Source organism: Corynebacterium sp. (assembly GCF_030530965.1).
In the GTDB taxonomy this organism is placed as follows: domain Bacteria; phylum Actinomycetota; class Actinomycetes; order Mycobacteriales; family Mycobacteriaceae; genus Corynebacterium.
The window spans coordinates 12614-38647 of sequence record NZ_JAUMTY010000020.1; the positions used below are offsets into that span (position 1 = coordinate 12614).

At 57.2% G+C, this 26034-nt stretch carries 17 protein-coding genes and 3 pseudogenes; 3 read left to right on the forward strand and 17 right to left on the reverse strand.

All coding sequences use genetic code 11. The features are described from left to right. Window positions 1-35: 35 nt before the first annotated feature. From Q3981_RS05395 to Q3981_RS05435, 9 genes and pseudogenes are all read right to left on the reverse strand, one after another. Window positions 36-2900 carry an RNA helicase gene (locus Q3981_RS05395; protein ID WP_303124408.1) on the reverse strand — a complete coding sequence of 955 codons (2865 nt, stop codon included), beginning with the start codon at window positions 2898-2900 and terminating at the stop codon, window positions 36-38. Window positions 2901-3006: 106 nt separating this feature from the next. After that, window positions 3007-4215 (reverse strand): twin-arginine translocase subunit TatC, encoded by a 1209-nt coding sequence (tatC, locus tag Q3981_RS05400; RefSeq protein WP_303124409.1) that lies wholly within the window; start codon window positions 4213-4215, stop codon window positions 3007-3009. A 289-nt stretch (window positions 4216-4504) separates the two neighbouring features. Beyond that, window positions 4505-4756, reverse strand: a pseudogene (gene tatA, locus Q3981_RS05405) (Sec-independent protein translocase subunit TatA); the annotation flags it as partial. Between the two features lie 84 nt (window positions 4757-4840). Then, window positions 4841-6943 (reverse strand): WYL domain-containing protein, encoded by a 2103-nt coding sequence (locus Q3981_RS05410; protein WP_303124411.1) that lies wholly within the window; start codon window positions 6941-6943, stop codon window positions 4841-4843. An 18-nt stretch (window positions 6944-6961) separates the two neighbouring features. Then, window positions 6962-8395 carry a Pup--protein ligase gene (gene pafA, locus Q3981_RS05415; protein ID WP_303124412.1) on the reverse strand — a complete coding sequence of 478 codons (1434 nt, stop codon included), beginning with the start codon at window positions 8393-8395 and terminating at the stop codon, window positions 6962-6964. Beyond that, complete coding sequence (locus tag Q3981_RS05420) at window positions 8392-8580, reverse strand: ubiquitin-like protein Pup (protein WP_046202329.1); 189 nt, start codon at window positions 8578-8580, stop codon at window positions 8392-8394. Before Q3981_RS05420 ends, pafA begins: the two co-directional genes overlap by 4 nt. 117 nt (window positions 8581-8697) lie before the next feature. Beyond that, window positions 8698-10260 carry a depupylase/deamidase Dop gene (gene dop, locus Q3981_RS05425; RefSeq protein ID WP_303124413.1) on the reverse strand — a complete coding sequence of 521 codons (1563 nt, stop codon included), beginning with the start codon at window positions 10258-10260 and terminating at the stop codon, window positions 8698-8700. Next, a complete protein-coding gene (gene arc / locus Q3981_RS05430; RefSeq protein WP_303124414.1) occupies window positions 10250-11968 on the reverse strand; it encodes a proteasome ATPase in 1719 nt (572 codons plus the stop codon). Before arc ends, dop begins: the two co-directional genes overlap by 11 nt. A gap of 152 nt (window positions 11969-12120) precedes the next feature. Continuing rightward, window positions 12121-12957: a tRNA (adenine-N1)-methyltransferase gene (locus Q3981_RS05435; protein WP_303124415.1), complete on the reverse strand. Its 837-nt coding sequence runs from the start codon at window positions 12955-12957 to the stop codon at window positions 12121-12123. A gap of 116 nt (window positions 12958-13073) precedes the next feature. On the opposite strand from Q3981_RS05435, the gene Q3981_RS05440 reads away from it, so the two are divergent. Then, window positions 13074-13886: a RecB family exonuclease gene (locus Q3981_RS05440; protein ID WP_303124416.1), complete on the forward strand. Its 813-nt coding sequence runs from the start codon at window positions 13074-13076 to the stop codon at window positions 13884-13886. A gap of 53 nt (window positions 13887-13939) precedes the next feature. Here Q3981_RS05440 and hisG read toward each other — a convergent pair whose 3' ends face one another. The 6 genes and pseudogenes from hisG to Q3981_RS05470 form a co-directional block, all read right to left on the reverse strand. Further along, window positions 13940-14794, reverse strand: coding sequence for an ATP phosphoribosyltransferase (gene hisG, locus Q3981_RS05445; RefSeq protein ID WP_012731557.1), 855 nt, complete (start codon window positions 14792-14794; stop codon window positions 13940-13942). Window positions 14795-14884: 90 nt separating this feature from the next. Continuing rightward, window positions 14885-15148 carry a phosphoribosyl-ATP diphosphatase gene (locus Q3981_RS05450; protein ID WP_041629288.1) on the reverse strand — a complete coding sequence of 88 codons (264 nt, stop codon included), beginning with the start codon at window positions 15146-15148 and terminating at the stop codon, window positions 14885-14887. A 41-nt stretch (window positions 15149-15189) separates the two neighbouring features. Further along, window positions 15190-15879, reverse strand: a complete 690-nt coding sequence (locus Q3981_RS05455; RefSeq protein WP_303124417.1) for an HAD family phosphatase — start codon at window positions 15877-15879, stop codon at window positions 15190-15192. A gap of 98 nt (window positions 15880-15977) precedes the next feature. Next, on the reverse strand, window positions 15978-19640 hold the full coding sequence (gene metH / locus Q3981_RS05460) for a methionine synthase (protein ID WP_303124418.1): 3663 nt from the start codon (window positions 19638-19640) through the stop codon (window positions 15978-15980). A 448-nt stretch (window positions 19641-20088) separates the two neighbouring features. Next, a pseudogene (gene mshC, locus Q3981_RS05465) lies at window positions 20089-21276 on the reverse strand (cysteine--1-D-myo-inosityl 2-amino-2-deoxy-alpha-D-glucopyranoside ligase); the annotation flags it as partial. A gap of 34 nt (window positions 21277-21310) precedes the next feature. Beyond that, window positions 21311-22138: an undecaprenyl-diphosphate phosphatase gene (locus Q3981_RS05470; RefSeq protein ID WP_303124422.1), complete on the reverse strand. Its 828-nt coding sequence runs from the start codon at window positions 22136-22138 to the stop codon at window positions 21311-21313. Between the two features lie 439 nt (window positions 22139-22577). On the opposite strand from Q3981_RS05470, the gene Q3981_RS05475 reads away from it, so the two are divergent. Together Q3981_RS05475 and Q3981_RS05480 are read left to right on the forward strand one after the other, a co-directional pair. Next, window positions 22578-23762, forward strand: coding sequence for a YncE family protein (locus Q3981_RS05475; RefSeq protein WP_303124419.1), 1185 nt, complete (start codon window positions 22578-22580; stop codon window positions 23760-23762). Window positions 23763-23764: 2 nt separating this feature from the next. After that, the gene (locus Q3981_RS05480; RefSeq protein ID WP_303124420.1) at window positions 23765-24925 is read left to right on the forward strand and encodes a quinone-dependent dihydroorotate dehydrogenase; all 1161 of its coding nucleotides are present in this window, start codon (window positions 23765-23767) and stop codon (window positions 24923-24925) included. A gap of 7 nt (window positions 24926-24932) precedes the next feature. On the opposite strand, the gene Q3981_RS05485 is transcribed toward Q3981_RS05480, so the two are convergent. Both Q3981_RS05485 and Q3981_RS05490 read right to left on the reverse strand, forming a co-directional pair. Beyond that, window positions 24933-25535, reverse strand: a complete 603-nt coding sequence (locus Q3981_RS05485; protein WP_303124421.1) for a YbhB/YbcL family Raf kinase inhibitor-like protein — start codon at window positions 25533-25535, stop codon at window positions 24933-24935. A gap of 39 nt (window positions 25536-25574) precedes the next feature. Then, a pseudogene (locus Q3981_RS05490) lies at window positions 25575-26034 on the reverse strand (hypothetical protein); the annotation flags it as partial.

Below are 26034 nucleotides of genomic sequence, written 5' to 3' on the forward strand. Positions count from 1 at the left end.
TCTAAGACACTACTAGGCATTTTCGGTGATCGCGCTTAGCTCCCCATGGCAACGACGCCTCGACGCATGGCCTCCACCGCTTGCCGAGCATGTGCGCGAATACCGTTGGAATATCCTGCGGTTTTAATTTGATTGAGGACGTCGATAACTTGCCGACATGACCGGACGAAATCACCAGGTGTTAGAGACGTACCGTTCGCCGCGGCGGCTTGAACGCAATACGCCAAAGGCGCGCCGGCCGTCCACTGATGCATTGCCGTGGCCAGCTCGGTCTCAATAGGCCTGGTCATGGGGAGATGATGACGCTCTTCATCGGTAACGATCTCCTCCCAGAGACGCTCAGTGTTCTCTATCGCCGTGGCTAACGGCTGCGTCGGGACCTCAACGTCTCCAGGAACCGACTTGCGATTCTCAAAGACGCAGGTGCTCACCACCCCTGCGAGCTCAGCGGGGTCCAAGTCATCCCAAATCTTCCGTCGCAAACATTGAGCAATGAGCAAATCCGACTGATTGTGAATACGTGCCAGACGCAGGCCTTCTTCAGTTAACGACAAGTCAGCGGCGTCATCGGCAGCTTCCTGGGCCGCGTCGCTGGAGGTCGCCGCGCCGGGTTCGTCGTCGATGGGCGGATCCACATAGTCCATCTCACGCAGCAGGGCGATCATCCTATCGAACGTAGAGACCAGCGTATCCGCATCGAGCACCCCTCCCGAGGTGCGCGACCCTGACCGTGTGTCCGATTGATCTGCTATTTTCTCCCGGGTGTGTGCCAATCGGGCATAGGCGCGGACGAGTTCTTCCCGGTTCTCCCACTTGTGCACTGGGTGGGCACGCAGCTCTTTCCTCAACGACTTGATCGTGGCGTTCTTTCTCACGCGGGCTTTGGGCTTGAGAGACCGAGGCCGATGAAAAGATTGTCGACGGAACTCGGAACGGACAAGTGAGCGCGCCCGCTTGGGGTGACGAGACACATCTCGAGGAAGACGCATACGCCCCACCGTCATGGGCACATTGCCCAGCTCATCTGCATGAAGCTGCCCCACTCGCCCATCTTCCGTGATCACCATTGGCCGTGGATCCTGACTATCCGTATCTGGGGTTTCACGGTCATGGTGTCGACGGCGGCCGCGGTAGCGTCGCGACGAATCGTGGCGGTGCTTCTCCTTAGCCGCCTTACCTGCCCCAGCAGCTCTAACGCACACAGCCAATGCGGGGTTGCGGCCTTCGGGAAGTGCGATCACGTCCCCCACGGTGAGCGAACCGAGACAACGAGAGATTTCCTTAAAACGCTCTTTCCGGTTCTCTGCTTGAGTTTTCTTCTCCTCATGGGAGAGGTTTCTACGAATAGCGACGTATTCTGCCAGTTTATTTTCGGATCGGTGCCCGAGGAGTTCCAGAAGCTCATCATGCTGAGAATCCGCGTGACGCTGGTGAGCACGTCGCTGATGAGCACGGGCAACCACGTCCTCATTCGCCAAGAATTGGGCAAATGATCGCTCCAACAGGCGGTGTGATTTCTCAACCCCCAGCGTATTGAGCAGATTGACGGACATGTTGTAGCCGGGGCGGAACGTCGAAATCAGCGGATAAGTCCGTGTCGACGCCAACCCGGCGACAGCTTCCGGATCCATCGACGGCTGCCATAACACCACGGCGTTTCCAAGCACGTCGATACCGCGACGCCCGGCGCGGCCGGTGAGCTGGGTGTATTGGGCGGGGGTGAGGTCAACGTGGGCTTCGCCGTTGAATTTGACGAGTGATTCTAGGACGACGGTGCGGGCTGGCATGTTGATCCCGAGAGCCAGTGTTTCTGTGGCGAAGACGACTTTGAGCAGGCCGCGCACGAATAGTTTTTCGACGATGTGCCTGAAGGCGGGCAGCATTCCTGCGTGGTGTGCTGCAATTCCCCGCGAGAGGTTGGTGCGCCACCGGCGGAACCCCATGAGGTCCAAGTCTTCTTGAGGGATGTCAGCGGTATCGGCGTCGATAATGGAGAGGATTTCGCGTGCTTCGTCGCGCGTGGTGAGCTGTACTCGCGCTGTGTAGCACTGGGCTAGTGCTCCTTCGCAGCCGGCTCGGGAGAAGATGAAGATGATCGCCGGGAGCATGGATGCTGCCTGCAGCTGCCCGATTACGGCTGGCCGGTGTGGGCGCTTACGTCGGCCGTTACTTCGCCGTTCCGCTGCTGCGCATCGCGAGACTAGTTCTGGGTTGATCGGGGCTGATAGTTCCTGCGTAGCGTCGTCATTGTCCCGTGAGAATAGCGGGATTATGGAGTTTCCTACCAGCATGTATTGGTGAAGCGGAACCGGGCGGTGTTCCCAGACGATGATGTCGGTGTCGCCGCGCGTCATTTTTATCCACTCGCCGAACTGTTCGATATTGGAGACGGTGGCGGAGAGGGCGACGATGGATACCGACTCGTCTAAGTTGAGGATGATTTCTTCCCATACCGGGCCACGCTCTGGGTCGGCAAGGTAGTGAACCTCATCCATTACGACGTGGGAGAGGTTGTCCAGGGAGTCTGCGTCGGCGTAGATCATGTTCCGCAGGACCTCAGTGGTCATGACGATGACGTCGGCGTCCCGATTGATGGAGACATCCCCGGTCATGAGGCCCACGCGATCATCACCGTAGGTGGCGCGGAGATCGTTGTATTTCTGGTTCGACAGTGCCTTGATCGGCGTCGTGTAAAAGCAGCGTTTGCCTGTTTCTAGTGCGAGAAATACGGCAAATTCTCCGACGATTGTTTTTCCGGAGCCTGTTGGTGCGCTGACGAGTACTCCGCGACCGTGTTCGATGGCCTGGCATCCGTCAATTTGGAATTGGTCGAATGGGAAATCGTGCTGGTGGGCAAAGCGGTGGAAAATAGGAAGGTCCTCGGCTGACGCTTCGGTCACACTTCTCCTTGTCGATGGTCAGTTGTTCATTGTGGTGTCGGTTGTGGTTTTGGTGTTGTTGTGCGGTCGCTGCGTGTCCACGGTTTTCGTGTGCACAATGTAGCGGTTAGAGGACGTCGTCGAAACTGCTGGATTGGATTGTGTCCTGGCCGGGCTTACCGTCGTTGTCTCCAGTGGAATCGTTCCACGAACGTGGGCCCCGACGGAGCGCTGCTGCTGGTGGAGCGTGGTGTGAGCCTGAAGTCGGCGAGTCAGACGGTGCAGGGCTCGGCGTCGGTGTGGGCGATTCACTAGCCGACGGTGCGCTCGATGGAGCTGTCACAGGCGAAGGCTTTGGTATAGGCCCTGATCCTCCCGCGGGGTGGGCATCTCCCCCGCCGGCGATACCTTTGTGGTCCCCGTCGTAAATCGACTCTGCTGCGGGAATAGATGAAGGAGCAACTTTGAGCGGGGAGGCTTCGTCGTCACTCAGTCCCTCCCACTCGGACACGTGGCGGGCAGCGCGGCGGTCATGGATTCGAGTGAATTGGAGGGCTAGCTCCATCAGAACAACGAGCGTGAGGGCGAGGACCAGCATGGAAATCGGATCCTGCCCTGGTGTGGCAATGGCAGCGAAGATGAAGATCACGACAATCATGATTCGCCGCTTGTCCTTGAGCTGCTCATAATGCACAACCCCAGCAAGGTTAAGCATGGCAGTAAAGAGTGGTACTTCGAAACTCAAGCCGAATACGAGAATCAGTGCGATAACGAAATTGAAGTACTTCTCACCGGTCAGCGCGGAAATCTGAGTGCTATCGCCCAAATGAAGCAGAACATCTAAGCCCATCGGAAGGACGAGGTACGCAGCAACAACGCCCAAGACGAAAAGGAATCCGGCGATGGTTCCGACGGATAGCGTCCAGCGTCGCTCGTTTTTCAAGAGTCCCGGGGTGATAAACCGCCATATTTCGATAAGCCAGATGGGGCACGCCATAACTAGTCCGGCCAATCCGCCCATCTTCATACGAAGCATGAACATTTCGAAAGGACTCGTGGCGAGAAGACGGCATTCGTTATCCGCAGAAAATGTTGCCCGGGCCGACGGGGGTAACGAACAGTACGGTTCTTTGAGAATCTCGCCGAGACTAGGGAGCCGTGGCACGTGGAGAGGTCCAATCGCCCAGGCCGGGATTCCATGTTCGTACCAGATAAACCCGATGATGGTTGTGACGGCAACGGCTGCGAGAGCCCGCAATAGCCGTGTACGGAGTTCGCGCAAGTGATCGACGATGGACATGGTTCCATCTGGATTCTTCTTGGCTTTGCGAGACACGCGTCCACCCTTGCTTACCGGCGTTGATTGAGTCACGAGCGGCTGTTCTCCCGTGCTTCTGGCCACGAGTGTTCACGCCGAGATGCATTGATTTCGTCGTCATGAGCACGACGGCCACTCTCTTTGTGTGGCTAATGCACCCTTCGGTGGCGGTCACTGTGAGGAGAACAAGGTTCTCTCATGCTCCAGCTAGTGAGAACAGCTGTAGAAAACAGCTACAGAGAACACAAACGTGACAGTGTTATGACAATACTGTTGTGTGCCTTTAGGCGGGATGCTTCTTTTCGTCCTTGGACTCCACCGTCACCGTTGGCTGAGGTGTGTCGGTTGACGATGCTGAGGTGATCTCATCAGTCTTGGTCGCTGCGGCCGAGGTCTTCTCTGTCTCTGCGCCATCGTTCTTCATTTCTGAAACTTCAGATTTGAAGATGCGCATGGAACGACCAACTGAACGCGCAGCGTCAGGAAGTTTCTTCCATCCAAAAAGGACAAGTATGACGACTGCGATGAGAACGAGTTCTGGAAACCCTAGGTTAGCCATGGTGTACACCTTACGACGTGTCGGTGAGTAACGCAGAAGCCACCCCCGCAGCTTTGTCGATGCGCGGGCGCGACTGGACGGTGCCTAACGATACCGGAGTAATCCGTCTTCTGCACGGTCTCTGACGGAATCGCGCAGGTCCGTGGGCTCAAGGGGAATGATCGATCCTCCGTGCCTGAGTATGAAGCTGTGAATCCACACGGGACGCCCGGGGACGTCAACAATAAGCCCGCCTTTGAATTCGGACACAGGCCACACATGTTCATAGTCGACAACCCATCGCGCCTCAGGTGCGACCCATACTCGAGCCCAATGCGGGCTTTCCCGAAAACCGAAGGGATCAAGCGGATTAAGGGTGGAGCGTAATCGGTCCCGTTTTTTAGCACTCAGTGTCGACGGTTCCCGTTGCTCCAGTGATTGGATTCGGTCGATGCGGAAGTGTCGGATCCTGTTTCCTTGAGCCTGTGCCTGAGCATGAGTCTGGGCCTCGCCCGTGGACTGGTTGTCCCCTGCGTCGGCGTGGTCGTGCGCGCCAGTCAGGGATAGTCCTCGGAGATAGCTCACTCCATCGACGACCATAATCGAGAGCGGATCGACGAGACGTGGGGTTGCCCCCGCATCACCGAGGGAATCGGCATACGTGATGGCGATGGTCGTACGCGTGTTTACAGCGTCGGCAAGGTCGTTGACCAGCGAATTGCCACCGCCTTGTGTCGCGCGGGCAATTGCGTCGGCATGATTGCCGGCCATCGTTCTTAGCTTGTCTTCGGTGCGATGAATGACGTCGGCGTCGGCAATCCCCGGAATAGAGTCAATAGTCTCCAACGCCATGAGGATCGCGCTGGCCTCTTCCATAGTGAGTCCCACCGGCGCGGTCAGGCCTTGATCCGCCCACAACGAAATGTGCCGGGGATCAGCGTCGATGTCGATCAAGTCCCCGCCGGATAACCCAGGGAGGCCGCAGAACGTGAGTGTGGTGATATCGTTTTTCAGCTGTGTCGGCGACATCGCCAGGTCATGCGCTGCCTCAAAGAGAGTGACCCCGGGATGCTGCCGAAGATAAGGAACGATCGTGAGGAGACGTAATAGTTCCGTGTGGTGTTGATCCGAAATACTCACCGCAGCTGGCGCGTCGACGGAATGGTCGGTCTCGTCGAGCGCAGGCACACTCGACGGCAGTGTCCACTCGGCGGAGCTTTTTATCCCCGTGATCAGGGATTTCAATTGATTTGCGATGGTGACTCGGTAATCCTCAGGCTCCTCGATGACGATCTCCGGCACCTCTGCGAGGGCACACGACCGCAACTGCCCCGCGTAATCATCACTAATGACCCAGCGCGTGTCAGTGCGTTTCTCTGCATGAAGGTTGTGCGAGCGCAAGAGCTCAATAATCCGCCCGGTATCGTCTGGTGACACGCTAATCACAGCGTGCGTAGATTGACCACCACCATCACGGTGAAGCTGTGACCGGACGAGCTCACTAGGGGCAATAGCTGCCCGTTGATCAGTGTGAGTAGCCGGGGTGTCGGTTTCCTGAATGGAGTTAATTCGGGCGAGCCGGAAGCTACGTGGCTTCTCGCGGTCACGGTCAAAGCACGCGAGGTACCACCGTCCACTCTCAGGAATGAGTGCCCAAGGCTCAACAGTGCGCAGCGAGGGCTCATCTTCGATCGACGGATAGTACAGGAAATTAACGACGGTTGACTCCGTGATAGCCCGCAGCAACGTGGAAAAATCAGGCCCCGTGAGGTCGGTACTGTCCGGTACGCCATGTATCGGGGCTACAGTCCCGAGTGAACCCGCCGCCGAAAGTTTGACCCAGGCCCGTCGCCCCAATGCGGCAAGGTCCCCGGATAGAGCGAATTGGCTGGCGAGGGCGATGACTCCCATCTCGTCTTGAGTGAAGTGGACGTCGACAGTTTGGGTGAAGTCCATCAGATAACCGTCATCGGTGGCGTCGATATCGAACCCAAGATCGCGGAGTTGGGCGATATCGCGGTTGAGCTTCCGCCTGCGCGATTCCTGCGATCCATCCTCATAACCGCTGACATGCTCGATAAGCCACTTACCGTTGAGAGGCCGGGAGGAATCCTTGAGTGCCAGCACAAGGTTGATGAGCCGCTCGTAGGTGGCTTGGTTGCGTCGGGACGTCGAGCTGGTCTGAGAGCGGTCACTCGGTGGAGTCATGGCTAATCGCCTCGTACCTTATTGGTCAAGAATCGAACTGATCATGTCATCGGCCCGCGAATCGTGCGCGGCAAAGGGGTCGAGGAGCGCAATGTCGTGGGGCTCTGGGCGGTTAATTTTCAGCCGCGTCCAATCGACAGACACATCGGCATCGTTCTCCTGAGCAACACGGAGGAAATCTCCCCGCATTTTTGCTCGTGTGGTCTGCGGCGGTGTATCGGCCGCATCGGTGATAGGTGAATCCGCACCGTCCAGCCACCGCGAGACACGGCCACGCTCTTCAAGAGTCCGGAAGATACCTTTACCAGGCCGGATATCGTGATACGCGTAGTCGATCTGTTGGAGTTTCGGATGGGTAAGGTCCCAGCCGAACTTGTCCTGGTATCGGTCGATAATGTTCTTCTTAATCACCCAGTCAATATCCGCAGCGATCAACGAGGTGTCCCCGGAATCAATGGCAGTAAGCACTTTCTTCCACAAGTCGACGACGCGCTGCATGTCGGCATTGGGCGTGCCGTGCTGCTCCTCGGGGCGCTCATGGAGCCACTGCTGAGCTTTCTCAGCGAAAGCCTGTTGGATCTCAAGAGCGCAGCTTATCCGTCCCGACCGGAGCGGAACTTCTGCCCGTCCGGTGAGATCACGGCTGATATCGCGAATAGTTTTTGACGGGTTAGCTATTTCCCACTCGTCGAAAGAGTAACCAGCTTCAAGCATTTCGAGGACGAGGAGCGCTGACCCGATCTTGAGAGCAGCCGTTGTCTCCGACATGGACGAATCCCCGACGATGACGTGGAGACGTCGGTACATTTCGGAATCAGCGTGAGGCTCATCGCGGGTATTGATGATGGGGCGTGAACGTGTAGTCGCCGACGACACCCCTTCCCACACGTGGTCAGCGCGTTGGCTCAGCTGATACACAGGGGTGGTGTCCCCGTCAGAAAACCGCGAATGAGGGCGCGCAATGTGCCCGGCGCCGCAGATTAATTGTCGGGTAATGAGGAACGGGATGAACTCTTGGCCCAGTTTCTTCAGAAGGATCGCCCGACCCACAAGATAGTTCTCGTGACACCCGTATGAATTCCCGAGCGAATCGGTGTTGTTCTTCATTAGATGGACCGCGCCCTCAATGTGTTGGTCGGCGAGGGCGTGTTCTGCCTGGTCAGCGAGCCGGTTGAGCGTTACTTCCCCAGCCCGGTCATAGATGAGCAGTTGATTGAGGCTGTCGCACTCCGGGGTGGCGTACTCCGGGTGCGAACCGACGTCGAGATATAAGCGTCCGCCGTTGAGCGTGTAGATGTTGGAGCTACGGAAGCGGTCGACGATCGGTCGAAATAGCTGACGCGCAATGTCGTCGGGAGCGACTGCTTGTACTCCGTCATGGGTACAGGTAATCCCGAATTCGGTTTCAATTCCCATGATCCGGCGGGTGAAAACGGCTTTGTCAGCGCTCACTGTCCACCCTTTTGAACGTAGGAACGAACGAATTCTTCTGCGTTCGATTCCAGTAATCCGTCGATTTCGTCAAGAAGGTCGTCGGCACCTTGTCCCCTAATTTGTGACTGGCCGGCGGCGTTCTCGGGTTCATCGGCGTTGTCGTCGCCGGGCTTGGAGCCGTGAATCTGCGATGATTTTTCCATGCTTAAAAGCCTTCTTAAGTGTTCTCACTATGTGTGATTCATTGTAATCTGACGATCTCAGTGCCCGTTATAACCTTATCGCGTATGAGTGGCCTATAACTGCCTATGACTCACAGATTATGGACTCGGTAGCGGCGTGACATCGCAGACACCTGACGACGTGAGATAACGCGTCACATCATCGACGCTCTTTGCGCTCTCAGTGATGTCGTAGGTGGCGGTGGCGTTGGCGGCCGTCGGTGAGCTCAGGTCGATCCGTTGCGGGTGAGCTGGTGTGACGATGAGATTATCCCAGTTCGCCGCGATAACCTCACTGGAAAAACGGTCTACCAATCGTCCTCTGAGCCAAGCCCGTGTATCGGTGGGCGGCGTGTCGATCGCTGCCGTCACATCGTCGGGGTCAACGAGTGTCCGGATCTTCCCCCGTCGAACCAGGGCGTAATAAAGCCCCTTCTCGGGATCGCAATCGCTGTATTGCAAATCAATGAGTGCCAGCCGGGGATCGTCCCACTCCCCTGTTCCGCGCTGTCGAAAACCGTCGAGCAGCGCATATTTCGCTGTCCAATCGAGGCGATCCGCCGTCGACAAGGGGTCGGACTCTAAGTCATCAAGGATCTTGCCCCAGACCTCTATCACTTTCTTTTCGACGTCGCTCAGGCTGATGACCCCGCGATCAGCGGCATCGATCACCCGATCCCGGTAGATACGCTGAATGTCGATGGCGGTGCGCTCAGTCTTACGGTCCTCCCCGCGCAGGGTCGCCGTACACGTGAGGTCGCGTGAGACGCGATAGACATCGTCGACAGGCGACTCGAGGGCGAGGTCAGAGAAATCAACCCCGGCTTCGATGGCGTCGAGAACAAGCGACGTCGTGCCAACCTTGAGGAACTGTGAATACTCGGACAGGTTGGCGTCCCCAATGATGACGTGGAGGCGCTTCCATTCGTCGGCATTGGAGTGGGGCTCATCGCGGGTATTGATGATGCCCCGGTTCAGCGTGGTCTCGAGCGATACCTTGGTTTCGATGTAGTCAGCACGCTGCGAAATTTGGAAGCCGGCGGTATCCCCCTGCTGCCCGATGCCGACGCGACCAGAACCAGTCATAATCTGGCGCGTCACGAAGAAAGGGATCAGTCCTTGTTCAATCGTGGCCATATCCGTGTCGCGGCGATACAGGTAGTTCTCATGGGTTCCGTATGAGGCACCCTTGCCGTCCACATTGTTCTTGTAGGTCTTGAGAGCCCAATGCTCCTGATCTTGACCAATTCCGGCCTGTGTAGCAGCGCGCGCTGCCCGGTGCATAATGATCTCACCGGCTTTATCCCAGATCACCACCGACAACGCATCTGTGACTTCAGGAGATGAGTACTCCGGGTGGGCGTGATCCACATAGAAACGCGCGCCATTGCGAAGGATGATATTGGCCGCCCCCATGGCATTGGGTTCCAACACGGGCGCGTGATTCATAGCGTACCGACGAAGATCAAACCCGCGCGCGTCACGAAGAGGCGATTCAGGCTCATAATCCCAGCGCGTCCGCCGAGCACCGAGCCCCAGCGCGTCGGCATACGACATAACAGCAGCTGTCGACGTCAAAATAGGGCTGACTGCGGGGTTCTCGGGGCACGAAATCCCGAATTCGGTTTCTGTCCCTATCACTCTGGGTTGGTTATGAAGCATCGGTATGTCCTTTGCCCGAATCGGTATCTGCTGGCTCGGTCGCCTCTGTCTCGGTTGTAGATTTCCGGTTATGGTGCGCCACCGTTACCTCTGTGACACGCTGGCCTGTTCGTCCCGAGATCCGTGCCCATTCGTCGGGATTAGCGGTGTTGGGGAGATCATCATTTTCAGCGAACTCCTGGTCAACTGCCGTTCTGACATCCTCGAGCGAGACACCATGATTGTCAGGCTGCCCCGACGCTAACGCCCGTTTCAGCGCATTCTTCTTTGCGCGGTCGACGATATTGGCAATCATCGCCCCAGAGGCGAAGTCACGGTAATAAAGCACCTCGCGGCTACCATTCACGAAAGTGAGCTCAACAAATTCATTATCCGAGTGCTGCGCATACATCCGGCTACTGAGCTCATCGATCAGCGCCGCCACAGCAGCATGGCGGTCTCCAGTTTCCTCAACCAGGGCCGGATCCAACGGAAGCGTATCCACAAGATACAGCTCTGCGATTTCCCGCGCCGATTTTTCATCGGGACGCTCAACGCGGATCTTCACATCCAATCGACCCGGCCGAAGAATAGCCGGATCGATCATTTCCTCACGGTTAGATGCACCAATAACAATGACATTGCGCAAGTCCTCAACCCCGTCGATTTCAGACAGAAGCTGTGGAACAACGGTATTTTCCAGGTCGGAGGAAATACCCGAGCCACGAGTCCTAAAGATCGCATCCATTTCATCGAAGAACACGATGACCGGCCGCCCGTCCTCAGCAATCGATCGAGCACGGTCGAAAATCTGCCGAATCTGCCGCTCCGTTTCGCCCACAAACTTATTGAGCAGCTCCGGGCCCTTAATGTTCAGGAAGTAGCTCTCTCCCCCACTTCCCATTTTTTCCGCCAACGAATGGGCCACAGCCTTGGCAATCAACGTTTTTCCGCAGCCGGGCGGGCCATAAAGCAAAACACCCTTCGGCGGCTGAAGGTCAAACTTCCGATACAAGTCCGGGTGAGTGAAGGGCAGCTCAACAGCGTCATGAATCATCTCAATCTGGTTATGCAGACCCCCAATGTCCTCATAAGACACCTCGGGGATCTCTTCCAAAATAAGATTTTCGACGTCGGCCTTCGGGATGGATTCGAAGGCGTAGCCCGCACGGTAATCAACGAGCACCTGATCCCCCGCGCCGACGTTCTTCTGCGACCACAACTCGTAGAGCGGTGCGGCAATCTTGAGGACGCGCAAATCGCCCATCGTATCGGCGACGACGACCCTTGAGCCGCCGGGGAGAAACTCCTTAACTACAGCGATATCGCCGAAATCGCTGAAACCACAATGCTCGACGACTTCCTGCCCCTCCCCGAGCCGAACAAGCGCGCCGGGCGTTAATTGTGAGGTATCCACCCCGGGAGCAACCACTAAACGCATCCGTCGATTAGATGTAAATACTTCGGCGGAGTGCCCACCGGGATTGAGTTCGAGGAGGGTGCCGTACGTACTCGGCGGATCGGACAATGCCCGGATTTGTTCATTAAGAGCGTCTAATTTGTCGCGTGATGCCTTCAGCATCTCGACAAGTTTGGCGTTTCGTGTCCCTAAGGTCCGATTGGCTAATTGTAATTCTTTTAGCGACGGGGTCGCGTCGTTATTGTTGCCCTTTCGCGAGGTGCTCGATGCCGTGCTGTGGGATGAGGTTTGTTGTGAAGCTGTCGTCATAACTACCAGTCTACAAAGACGATCAAGCTCTCTACCGGTGTCGGTTCTAACCTCTTTGAGGGCGAATGCTAAGCCCAGGCTCACCTGGATTGATGACCTCGTTATACACCCTCATCGCGTGTCATTTCCCGAGACAGATACCTCTGAGATAACTACTTTTGGGGGCGACGCTTGGGCTTGGGCGGAACAGTGCCATCAGCCAGACGACGCGCCCATACCAGGAATGCTGTGTGCGCATTCATGCGATGTTCAGGGCGGGTCGCCAGCCCATCGACCTTCCACTCGCGAACCAACGATTCCCACGCGCGAGGTTCCGTAAAACATCCGCGGGCCCGAATTCCCTCCATGACCTTCATCAATTGGGGCACCGTCGCTACATAAGCCATCAACACCCCACCAGGCAGGAGCAGATTCTGGCACGTTTCCAAACATTCCCACGGTTCCAACATGTCCAGAATGATCCGATCGACGGGGCCATCGAGGTCATCGACGGTGACGTCGCGAAGATCGCCGAGCCGAGGCTGCCAATTATCCGGCGTCGACCCCATGAATTCGGAGACATTCGACAACGCGTACTTCAGGTGATCGTCGCGAATTTCATATGAGAACACCGTCCCGTGCTCCCCGACAGCGCGGAGAAGGGACAGGGTGAGCGCCCCCGAACCAGCACCTGCTTCAAGGACTCTGGCACCGGGGAAGATGTCCCCCTCAATCACGATTTGTGCAGCGTCTTTGGGGTAAATGACCTGTGCTCCGCGAGGCATGGACAGGACATAGTCCACCATCAGGTGGCGGAAACATAAATATTGCCCACCTTCGGTAGAAACAACCACCGTTCCTTCGTCCTTACCGATTATGTCGTCGTGAGCAATGGCCCCCATGTGCGTGAAGAATTTCTCCCCCTCAGCCAGCTCAATGGTGAAATGACGACGCTTCGCGTCGGTAAGTTGAACGCGATCTCCGGGTCGAAAGACACCCGTATAGGCCATTGAGCAAGCTCCTTCACGAAGAGAAATGACGGTTGTGCGTGAGTAGTCTCACGGTAGCTCACGGATAGTCTACGGGGTGCATGGGTGACGACGGTCATGCGCTAGGGTCATGGATCATGAGTGCTCGACGTCGTATGGCTTTATCCCCTTCCCGGGCAGGAGATTACCGGCAGTGCCCTCTTCTGTACCGGTATCGTGCCATTGATCGGCTTCCTGAGCCGAAGACGATTGCGCAGGTCAAGGGGACTTTAGTGCACGCCGTGCTAGAGAACATGTACGGCCAACCACGTCCAGAGCGTACGTACCCCAAAGCCACCAAAATGCTCAAACCACAGTGGGCGCACATGGTTGAGAAAGATCCGGAACTGCGGGAGCTTGTTCCTGAAGACAAGCTCCTCCCCTTCTTGGTCGAATGCCGGTCCCTCTTGAAGGGGTACTTCGCCATGGAAAATCCCGAAAACTTCGACGCTGACGAGTGCGAAATGTTGGTGGACACCACGCTTCCTAATGGCGTTCCCGTGCGAGGGTTCATTGACCGTGTCGACGTCGCTCCGACGGGAGAAATCCGCGTCGTCGATTACAAAACTGGCAAGAAACCTATACCGCGTTTTAGCCAGCAAGCCGTGTTCCAAATGCGGTTTTATGCGCTCGTGTACTGGCGTTTATTCAATATCATCCCGACGCAACTGCGCCTCATGTACCTCAAGGTGATGGATTCGATGTACCTGGCTCCCTCCCAAGTCGAGCTGGAGTACTTCGAACGGGACGTTGGCGACCTGTGGTCAAAGATCACCCGCGATGGCAAGACTGGCCGGTTTCTGCCTAAAGAATCCAAACTGTGCGATTGGTGCTCTTTTCAGTCTCTTTGTCCCGCCAAAGGCGGAACGGAACTGCCCTATCCGGGGTGGCCTGACGACGCGCGGAACTAGCATCCCGCGGTGTGCATACGTCCGCCCGACCACTGAGCCACATATGTGGGTTTCTACCGAGTAAGGCGGGCAATACGAATATCCGTTGCCAAAATTGCTTCAGCGCCCAATGCAGATAACCGGTCCATAAGCTGGTTAGCGTCCTTGCGCGGAGCCATCGCGCGGACAGCGACCCAGTCGTCGTCGGCAAGTGGTGAAACGGTGGGCGCAGATAAGCCAGGTGTGAGCTTGGTAGCCTCAGCCAGGAGCGACTTCGGGCAGTTGTAATCAATCATGAGGTAATTCTTGGCGTGCAGAATGCCCTCAATCCGTCGCAATAGGATCTGGTGTTCATCGGTGACGGGTTGATTGTGCCGGCCGACAATGATCGCCTCGGACGTGCAAATCACGTCCCCGAACGGCGACAACCCCTGTTGGCGCAACGTCCGTCCCGTCGAGACAACGTCCGCGATGATGTCAGCTACGCCGAGACGAATAGAAATCTCAACTGCCCCATCCAACCGAATAACGTCGGCCTGGATGCCTCGCTTTGCGAGGTCAGCACTGACCAAATGTGGGTAACTCGTCGCGATGCGCTTTCCCTCAATCTTGTTGAGATTCCACTCCTCATTCTCGGGGGCCGCATAGCGGAAGGTCGATGCACCGAAACCGAGTGCGAGGAGTTCATCCACCCCGTTCGCAGCAGAATCCGCAGCTAAGTCGCGGCCGGTTATTCCCAGGTCAAGGTGACCTTTGGCGACGTAGATGGCGATATCTTTGGGGCGGAGGAAGAAAAACTCCACGTCATTTTGTTCGTCCCATGACGTGAGGTCTTTGGAGTCTCGGCGCATCCGGTAGCCCGCCTCCTCCAAAATGTGGGTAGCAGTCTGAGACAGAGAACCCTTGTTGGGAACGGCGACGCGAAGCATGGAATAAAACTCCTGAAGGCAAGAAAGAGAAGGTGGACAATGGGGCGAACCGGGGTCGCTGTGGTTGCTGAATAGCTGTACGTAGAAGGACTACAGATACCGGTAAATATCGTCCAAGGACAGACCACGTTTAACAGCGACAACCTGTAGCCAATAGAGCAATTGGCTGATTTCTTCGGACAGTTCTTCGTCTGACTGATATTCAGCGGCTAACCATACTTCGCCGGCTTCCTCGACAACTTTCTTCCCAAGGAAGTGGAGGCCCTTGTCCAGGGCTTCGACAGTTCCTGAGTCTTCGGGGCGCTGTTGTGCGCGGTCGGTGATTTCAGCGAAAAGCTCATCAAAATTCTTCACAGTCGTCATTCTTTCATATGCTCGTCGTGGCGTATGCACATCTAGAGTTCGTTCCATAGTTCGCGGAAATCGTCAATCCTCCACGGATGCCCATCGCGGGGAGCAAAACTGGTCACTCCGCGTAGTTCGTGGAGGGTTTTTATCCCCTCGGGCAGCTCTAAACCTGGCTCCACCGGAACACCGAGGACACGGCATCCTGCCGCACGAGCTGCAGACATTCCCGTGGGTGAGTCTTCTATGACGAGGACGTCGTCGGGATTGACGTCCATCAGGTCGCATGCTCGCGCGTATCCGTCGGGATAGGGCTTTCCGCGAGGGACTTCGTCCCCGGCTACTGATGTTGCGAAAAACTCGTCGCCGATAACGGGTAAACAGTGGTCGACCAATGCGCGGGCCGTATTGGTGACTAGTGCCTGGGGGATACCTGCGTCGTGAATATCGTGTAAGAGCGCGGGAAAACCGGGCCGAAAGTCGAATCCCTCGGAAAGAATCTCGCCCATTCGCGCAAAAAACCACGTTTTCCAGGTGTCAATGAGCGCCGGATTCGGGGTCTGTCCGGCGAATTCCAGGCACGTTGAAATGGTGTGTTCTGCAGTTCCGCCGACGGTGACCGCTCGTTGTTCGGGTGTGAGGTCTACTCCCATCAACGTGGCCATCTCGTAGGTGGCTATCCCCCATCGCGGTTCAGTATCGACGAGGGTTCCATCCATGTCCCAAGCAATCGCACGCATGCAACACAGTGTACGGAGTGGCACTGCACCACAGCGCGAGGAGTTCATGAAGTGGCGCGTCGTGTGGCATTCACGATGGTCACGGTCACGGCAACGAATTAGACATTGAAATACTTTGCCTCCGGGTGATAGAGCACGAATGCATCAGTTGATTGCTCAGGGTGCAATTGCAGCTCCTCAGACAACTCAACACCAATCCGCTCAGGACGCAAAAGGTCCACCAACGCCCGGCGCGATTCCAAGTCGGGGCATGACCCGTAGCCGAAGGAGTAGCGTGCTCCTCGGTATTTGAGGTCGAAGAATGCCCGGTCTTCGGTGCCATCGTCGTCGCCGGCGTGGGTTCCGTCGGCAAAGGCGAGTTCGGCTCGGACACGGGAGTGCCAGTATTCGGCCAGGGCTTCGGTGAGTTGAACGCCGATGCCGTGGAGCTCGAGGTATTCGCGGTAGTGGTTGTCTTTGAACAGGACGTTGGCTTTGTCCGCGATGGGTTGCCCCATGGTGACGAGCTGAAGTGGGAAGACGTCGGTGTGCCCGGTGCGTTGTGCTTCGTCGCGTGAGCGGATGAAGTCTGCGATGCAGAGGAACCGTCCCCGTTGTTGGCGTGGGAACTCGAATGATGTTACGGGTTCTGCCGCGGGATCTGGTTCTTCTGCCTCGTTGGGCACGGGCAGGATGTGTACGGTGTTGCCTTCTGAGACGGCCGGGAAGTAGCCGTAGACGACGGCAGAGTGGTTGAGGATTCCTTCTGCTTTGAGGTCGTTGATCCATGCTCTGAGCCGTGGGCGTCCTTCGGTTTCGACGAGTTCGTCGTAGGAGGGGCCGTCGCCGCCGCGTGTTCCGCGTAGTCCCCATTGGCCCATGAAGAGGGCGCGTTCGTCGAGGCAGGTGAGATAGTCTCTGACGGGGAGGCCTTTGACTATCCGTGTGCCCCAGAATGGTGGGGTTGCGATGGGGGTATCGGTGGCGACGTCGGAGCGATCAGGGATGACCGCCGGGGCGCTTTCTGCTTTTCGCTTGGCCGCGATTTTCCGTGAGCGTTCGTGCCTGGCTTTCCTTTCTTCTTTCTTCTTTTGTGCGCGGGTGGCGGCGGCAATTTGTTCCTCGGTGAGTTCGCGCTGTGAGCCGCGCTTCATGGACATGATCTGATCCATCAAGTTCAGGCCTTCGAAGGCGTCGCGCGCATAGTGGACATCGCCCTGGTAGAGCTCGTCGAGGTCATTTTCGACGTAAGTGCGTGTCAGCGCTGCTCCGCCGAGGAGGACGGGGTAGTTGGCGGCGCCTGCCGAGTTCATCTCGATGAGGTTGTCTTTCATGACGACCGTCGACTTCACCAGGAGTCCGGACATGCCGATGACGTCAGCCTGGTGCTCGGATGCTGCGTGGAGAATGTTGGAAATGGGTTGTTTGATGCCCAGGTTAACCACGTCGTAGCCGTTGTTGGACAAGATAATGTCCACGAGGTTTTTCCCGATATCGTGGACGTCTCCTTTGACCGTGGCCAGGACGATTTTGCCCTTGGAGGCGGAGTCGTCAGTAGCCTCCATGAACTGTTCAAGGTGGGATACGGCGGCTTTCATCGTTTCAGCCGATTGCAGCACGAAGGGAAGCTGCATCTGCCCTGAACCGAAGAGGTCGCCCACAACTTTCATCCCAGCGAGGAGGTCTTGGTTAATGATCTCGAGGGGGTCTTTCTCATCGCGGGCGAGATCGAGATCAGCTTCAAGTCCGTTCTTTTCGCCATCAATGATGCGCTGTGCCAGCCGCTTAAAGAGCGGGAGCGCCTGCAGGGCTTCTGCCCGTGCGTCCTTGGCGTCGGCGGCGGACACGCCTTCGAATAACTCCATAAAGGTTTGCAGCGGATCGTAATCTTCGTCGGCTGTTCCGCCTCGTCCTTCCGTTCCGCGCCGGTCATAGACCATGTCCAGGGCGACGTCGCGTTGATCGTCGTCAATACGGTTCATCGGGACGATCTTGCTGGAGTGAGCAATGGCCGTATCCAGTCCGGCCTCGATACATTCATTCAGAAAGACCGAATTCAGGACTTGGCGGGCGGCCGGATTAAGGCCGAACGAAATATTCGAAAGTCCCAGCGTGGTGTGGATGTCGGGGTGACGCGAGGTGATTTCGCGAATGGCGTTGATCGTTTCGATACCATCGCGCCGGGTTTCTACCTGCCCGGTCGAAATCGGGAACGTCAGGCAATCGACAATGATGTCGCTTTCGCGAAGCCCCCAGCGCGTGGTGATGTCCGCAATAAGGCGTTCAGCGATCTCGACTTTCTTCTCCGCTGTCCGCGCCTGCCCCTCTTCGTCAATAGTGAGAGCCACGACCGCCGCGCCATGCTTCTTGACCAGCGACATAATCCGGTCATAGCGCGACCCCGGGGCGTCACCGTCCTCAAAATTCACCGAGTTGACCGCGCAGCGGCCACCAAGGTGCTCAAGGCCCACGCGGATAACGTCGGGCTCCGTCGAGTCCAACATGATCGGAAGCGTCGAGTTCGTCGCCAAACGGCTCGCAAGCTCGGCCATGTCTTGGGTGCCGTCACGGCCCACATAGTCGACGCACAGATCAATCATGTGGGCGCCGTCGCGAGTCTGGGCCTTCGCGATATCCAAACACTTATTCCAGTCGCCCTCGAGCATCGCCGTGCGGAAAGCCTTGGAACCATTGGAGTTCGTCCGCTCACCAATCATGGTGATCCCCGTGTCCTGAGTCAGCGGCACCGTTGAATACAGGGATGAGACATTATCGTCGAAATCGTGGTGGCGCGCCGGGCGTGTGACGGCGGGAGACTCCGAGGCGTCTTCATCTGAGTCCGGCGAACCGATCACGGCGTCGCGAACTGCGGTTATGTGTTCGGGGGTTGTCCCACAGCAGCCGCCGACCATGGAGAGCCCATAATCCCGCACGAAGTGGACACTTGCTGCGGCAAGTTCGTCGGGAGTTAACGGATAGACCGCCCCGTTGGCGCCGAGCTCCGGCAAGCCAGCGTTCGGCATGACTGATACCGGCATGGGGGCATGAGCGGATAAGTACCGCAGGTGTTCGTTCATCTCGTCGGGGCCGGTTGCGCAGTTCATCCCGATGACGTCAATGCCCAGGCGTTCCAGGGCGGTGAGAGCTGCGCCGATTTCTGACCCCAGCAGCATTGTGCCGGTGGTTTCTACCGTCACGTGGCACATGATCGGTAAGGTTGTCCCACAATCGTCGAAAGCTTGCTGGACGCCGTGTACTGCGGCTTTGACTTGCAACAGGTCTTGTGCGGTCTCGATCAGGATGGCATCCGCTCCACCCCGGACTAATCCGCGGGCTGCTTCCGTGTATGCATCGCGAAGGTCTGAGAACGGAGCATGGCCGAGTGTCGGAAGCTTTGTTCCCGGACCTAATGATCCAAGGACGAAACGTCTCATGCCTTCGCGCCCCGGCCCCATGTCATCAGCAACCGATCGAGCGATCTGGGCGCCTGCGTAGGCAATCTCTTCGATGCGATCTTCAATGCCGTAATCGGCAAAGTTGGGGAGGTTGCAGCCGAAGGTATTTGTTTCGACGGCATCGGCCCCCGCCTCAAAGTATCGGCGGTGAATGTCGGCCAAGATATCGGGGCGGGTGATGTTGAGAATTTCGTTGCATCCCTCGAGCCCGTGGAAATCTGCATCTAAGTCAAGGTCAATGGCTTGAAGTTGCGTCCCCATGGCTCCGTCACCGATCAGTACCCGGTCATGGAGGGCCTGGAGAAACTCGGATTTCGTAGGATTCAAAGGTTGACGCTCATCATTCACAGATAGACAGCTTAGTCTACTATCGGGGTGCTCGACCAAATCCGTCGGTGACCTAAAGTTTTAGCCCCAGTAGAGCATCAACACACCCGGCAACCAACGCCGCAGCGGGCGAGAGATGAGAATACAAAGTGGAAGGGTCGTCCCCACTCTGATGAGGGGCGGGCAACAGGTCTACCGTAAGCTCCCCCGACGCATGCGAGTGGGCCCCGCACCGCTGAGTACCCGCCGTTGCCGACGCGAGCTCCACAGACTTGGCATCCGCTTCGCTATCTTTCCCGTCGTCGAGAATCGTGATCTTCCCCTGAGCAACACTGAGCTTGTCATCCGTCGCTGGAGCCGCACAGGGAACGGGCACAGAGAGGGACTCATGGGCATTCTTCCCGTCAACACCGGGCAGATCCCAAATCTTTTCCTTGTCGACGATACCGCCCGCCCATTCGTCGATGAGATCGACAGCAGCTGGCGTGTCCAAGTCGGTAGCGAGAGCCTGGCGAACGTCGTCGACTAACCGACGGGCTCGCGCCTCAGAATCAGCATCGTTGCGAGTATGAACAGTCTCGACGGCAGTGCGCCACAGAGCTAAACGTCGTGAAGCGGCAGCCAAAAGAGCATCCGACCAGTTGCGCTGATCACGATAATGCCCTGCGTAGAGGGCTAAACGAATGGACGACGGATCAGTTCCGGCATTGCACAACCTGGATACGAAGACAAGGTTGCCCAGCGACTTACTCATCTTGACGCCGCCGAGAGCGATAAGTCCGGTGTGCATGTAATGGTCAGCCATACGCTCCACGCCGCATGCCGCTTCTACGTGAGCGGCGGAGTATTCATGGTGGGGGAAAATAAGGTCCTCTCCCCCGCCTTGGACATCAAAATGGCTGCCCAAATACCGCGCTGCGATAGCGGCGCACTCAATGTGCCACCCGGGCCGTCCGCGTCCAAAGGGCGAATCCCACGCTGGTTCACCGGGTCGCTCTGCCCGCCACAGCAGAGAATCTAACGGATCTCGCTTTCCCGGGCGGTCCGGATCGCCACCTCTCTCTGCGAAGAATTGCTCCATCGTGGCTTCGTCGTACCGCGACTCATAACCAAATTGCGGGGTCGCTGTTCGATCGGCATAGACATCCGGATACGTGGGATCGTCCACAACATAGGCAGACCCGTTGTCGAGCAACGTGCTCACCATGTCGATGACATCGGGAATGGCCTCAACTGCGCCGATATATGACGTTGGCGGGATCACCCCAAGATTGGCCATATCCTGGCGGAACAGATCGGTTTGCTCCTCCCCCAATTCCTGCCAATCGACCCCGTCGCGTTGGGCTCGCTCGAACAGCGGATCGTCGACGTCGGTGACATTTTGCACGAAGTTCACGCGGTGGCCATTCGCCAATAACTGCCTATTCAAAACATCAAAGGTGACGTACGTGGCAGCATGACCCAAGTGCGTCGAATCATAAGGGGTGATCCCGCAGACATACACCGTCGCCTCGTCGGCCGGTGTGAGAGGAGTGACTTCACGGGATGCCGTATCCCACATGTGGAGAGGAATCGGTTGATCCTCCCCGACGACGGAACGGAAATCAGCAACAAGGGGTTTTTGCCACGACTGCATGAGCCTAAGTCTACGGCCCTCCTGGCGATATGGCTTAGGCGGCTGCCATCACGCCCGTAGCCAGGAGAATCATCACGATAATCCCCACCGGGATGCGGTACGCAGCAAACCAGGCAAATGAATTATTGGCGACGAACTTGAGCAGCCAGGCAATAGAGACGTAGCCCAGTGCAAACGCGATTAACGTACCCACCAACAGCTGCGGACCAGAAGCGATCTGCCCGTCGGTGGGGTGAAAAGCATCAGGCAGGGAGAAAAGCCCGGAAGCCAGAACAGCAGGGATAGCTAGCAAGAACGAAAAACGCGTCGCAGCCTCGCGATCCTGATTAAGGAAGAGCCCCGCGGACACGGTGCCACCCGAGCGAGAGACGCCGGGAATGAGCGCGAGGCATTGAGCGAACCCCATGATGATGGCGTCGCGCATGGTCAAGTCTTTCTCCGTCCGCGTGTGGCGGCCCACCCGTTCGGCCCAAATGAACACGAACGAGAACAGGATGAGAACCGCGGCGGTCACCCACAAGTTGCGGAAATTGTCGCGGATGAAGTCTTTGAGGACGTATCCAAGAATTCCCACGGGAATGGTGCCCACAATCACCATCCACCCCATGCGGTAGTCGGCCCCGCGCTTCGTTTTGTCCATCAGCCCAGCGAACCATCCGGTGATGATGCGCCAAATGTCCTTGGCAAAAAACACCAACACTGCCGCTTCTGTCCCCAACTGAACGACGGCAGTGAATGAGGCACCTGCATCTTGGTTCCACAGAAGTTGGGACACGATCCGGAGGTGGCCCGACGATGACACAGGCAAGAACTCTGTGAGGCCCTGGATGATCGACAGGATGATCGTTTGTATCCAGCTCATGTGGGTCTCGGTACCGGCGGCTGCGAGATCAGTGGCCACATGGGCATGGGTAGCAGCGTGGGCGGACGTGTCCGCCTGGCTCAGCCATGAGGCTGGCGACTGCGCTAATGAGGATGCGGTTTCGTGGATCCTTCCCGCCACTGATCCAAGAAAACCGTGAGCCTGATGGAGTTGATGGACGTGCGTGAACGCGTCGTGAGCTACCCCTGAAATAGAGGTGAGTGCCGAATTGGCCATAGAAACTACCTGTCGTGTAGCCCGGACCAGGAGCCCGGAAATGGATAGAGACACGGCAAGTAGGCTAGCAACTTTATGGGCTCACTGTTATCTTCCAGCGTATGGGCCATTCGCGGAGACAAGAAAGCGCGTGAGAATCACCGTTCATCCCTGGCCGTCGCCTCGGTGTCTTAGCTCCGTGACCTGTAGTAGCGTTACGAGAGTGATTTCCGACGGTACTCCTGGTCAATCGATTCGTACTGGTACATTGCCGACGCAGCGCAAACAACGGCGCGTCGGTGCGCGAGTGTTAGGCATCGCGTGTTGTAGTGGACTGGCCGTCACGATGCTGGCGGGTTGCTCACGCAGCGATGATCAAGAAGCGTTATCGAAGGCAGAAGACGTCTCGCCGACGTCGGTACCTGCCGCGGAACCCCCGTCGGGCGATACTCGCGATGTCGATCTCCCCGGTGACGGTGTTTCCGATGTCGTGGTGAGTGGTCAGTCAGACTCACCAGTCATCGCCGGCCTGTCCGGTGGAAAAATGGTGATCGGGACGTCGTCGGATTGGACGAACGGGAAGCCCGAGTCGGTGGATCTTGGCAAGGATTGTAAAGATCTGTCTCGCGCTGCGGGGGGCGGTTTTTCTGTCGCATGTGAGAACCATGTGCTCGTTTTCGATGGCCAAGGCAAGAAGGTTCACGATCTCGAGGTCGACGGCACCGCGACGACGGCGGCGGTGACCAACGATGTTGCCAGTGTGACTTTCGCCGGTGAGAAGAAAATCAAGTACTTCCCTTTGGATGGGTCCGATAAGGATGGGAAGTCAACTGTTTCTATCGGCGAAGGAGCGATCCAATCGCTGATTGTGGATCCTGATCCTAAGTCTGGGTCAGATAAAGAGATGTCAGCGGTGTTCGATAAGAAGCAATCGAGTTTAACGGGTGTGTATCCCGGCGAGGACAAGGAAGGATCGTCGCTGCGGATCGGCCAAGGTGCTGGGAAAATTGCCGGTGGGCAGGACGGCGTTGTTGTGGCGTCGTCAACCAAGTTGAACTCGATTGAGATTTTCACGGCCAACGATATTTTGAGGAAACACCAAACAATCCATACCGATTCTGTTCCGTGGGGTGTGGCGTGGGATGCCAACACGCGCACGGTGTGGGTGACATCAACGGGGAAGAACACCGTCATTGGTTATGACATTTCTTCGGGTGTCCCGGTCAAAGTGGCGACGATGCACACGATTCCCGATGCTCAGTCGGTTGTGGTTGATGGCGATGGAGGCCTGTTGATTGCGTCGCCGCAGTCGTCGACGGTGCAACACATATCGAAGGATCAGGTGAGCGAGGCACGCGATGAGGGTGCCTCGAGTGAGCCGAGTTATCCCGTGAAGAAGGAAGCATAATCATGTCGTTGACCAGCACTGATCGTATTGATGCCGATCTTGAGGATTGCAGGGAGTCACACCCCGTACGAAGCGCTATCTACTCCTGGTCGTTGCGACAAATGTTCCGCTTGGACCCTGAGACTATTCATTCATTAATGACGAAGGCCTTGGGCATTTTCCAGCGCATGCCGATGGCCAACCGGGCTCTTGAACGATGGTGGGCTGTCCATGACACAGCGCTGGAACAGACTGTTTTTGGTGTGAACTTCCCTCGGCCCCTGGGCCTGGCTGCCGGGTTTGATAAGAGCGCAACGTCCCCGGATGTGTGGGCTCCTCTGGGCTTTGGATTCGCAGAGCTGGGTACTGTAACCGCGGAGGGACAGCCTGGTAACCCCTCCCCCAGGCTTTTTCGGTTGCGACGGGACCATGCGATTTTGAATCGGATGGGCTTTAACAATGAGGGCGCAGTGTTGTGTGCCCGGCGGATTGCTCGGCGTCGAAGCCGTGACGTGATTGCGGTTAATATCGGGAAGACGAAGAAAACCCCGATTGACGAGGCTGCAGAGGATTATCGCTTGTCGGCTCGTTTGCTCGGGCATCACGCAGATTTCGTGGTGGTGAACGTCTCGAGCCCGAATACCCCGGGGTTGCGGGATTTGCAGGCAGTGGATTCTTTGGGGCCGATTGTGGACGCGGTCCTTGACGAAGTCGAGGACACGCCCGTGTTGGTTAAAATCGCCCCTGACCTGTGTGATGACGACATTCTTGCGGTTGCGGATTTGGCCCAGAAGAAAGGGCTGGCCGGGATTGTGGCGACAAACACGACCATTTCCCGTGACCATTTAACGACGCCGTCCTCTGAGGTTGAGGCGATGGGTGCTGGCGGTGTGTCGGGTCGCCCGGTGGCGGACCGTTCCCTGGAGGTTCTGCGTTTGTTACGCAAACACGTGGGCGGGTCGTTGGCTCTTGTCTCTGTCGGCGGAATTGAGACCCCGCAGCAGGCGTGGGAGCGTATCGGTGCCGGCGCGAGTTTGCTCGAGGGGTACACCGCGTTGATTTATGGTGGCCCCGATTGGATTCGCGATATCCATCGTGGCTTGGCAGAGCAGGTCCGACGCCATGGCTTGGGCTCGATCGCTGATGCTGTCGGCCGGGAGCTCCCCTGGATCCCGGCTTCATAGCGACTTCTTAGTTTTCTGCCCAGCCCCAAATTATTGAGCGTGCAAGCGTGTGGAAGTTGAGGTTGAACCCGAGGATTGTGGGTGTTGAGTCCTCGGGGATGTCGAGCTTGTCGACGTCGACGGCATGCACGGCGTAGAGGTAGCGGTGAGGACCGTGCCCTTCTGGAGGCATTGCGCCGTAGTAGCCGCGCTTCCCAGAGTCACCCTTGAGCGTTTGGGCGCCTTCTGGGAGCGATGGTGTGTCTTCGGATCCGGCGTTTTTGGGAAGCTCTGTGAGATCTGCCGGGAGGTTGAAGACTGCCCAGTGCCAGTACCCGGAGACCGTGGGGGCGTCGGGGTCGTAGACGGTAACTGCCAGGGATTTTGTTCCTTCGGGGAGATCGGACCACGACAGTTGTGGTGAAACGCCGTCGGGTCCTTGTAAGTCGTCTGGTAGTTCATCGCCGGACGAGAAGTCGGCGCTGCTCAGCGGAAATGTCGGAACGTCCGGTAGGTACGCGTATGGGTCCGCGGCTTTGAATCGCGGGTCAACGTAGCTTGGCGTGCTGGTCGCTGTGGTGCCAGAGGTGGGTTCTTGTGCGTTTTCGGTTGCTTTCGGTGAATCGCTCATGACCCCAGTATGCCTGGATATCTGTTCCGGTGCAGTGGTTCACTTGTTTTCCCGCAGTTGCGCGCCGATGACGTGTGGTGTGGTGAGCCCAATGTCTCCTCGGAGTTGCCGGAGGTTGTATTCGGCCTCGAATTCGCTGGTGATGGGCTTGTATTTCCCTTCCGGTTCTTGTTTCTGGTTTTTAGAGGAGTTGCCGTAGCCGCCCATGGGTGCGATGCCCGTCCTGCCCATCGCTGGGCGTGAACCGTCGTGGCCGGTGGCATGTGGGGAGTTACTTCGTCCTGGTGAGTGTTCGTTATGGCTGTAATTTCGATCGTTGTATGGGTTTCCACGGTCCGTCGTGTCACTGTGTAAAAACTTATTGCGGTCGTTGCCGTGGGATGGGCTGTAGTCATGAGGGCCGGGGTGCACAATGACGCTGCGAGCGCGGGATTCGCCGTACGGACCCGCTGGGCGTTTATCGAGATGTGATGCTGGCGAATTTGGCTTCATTGACCTG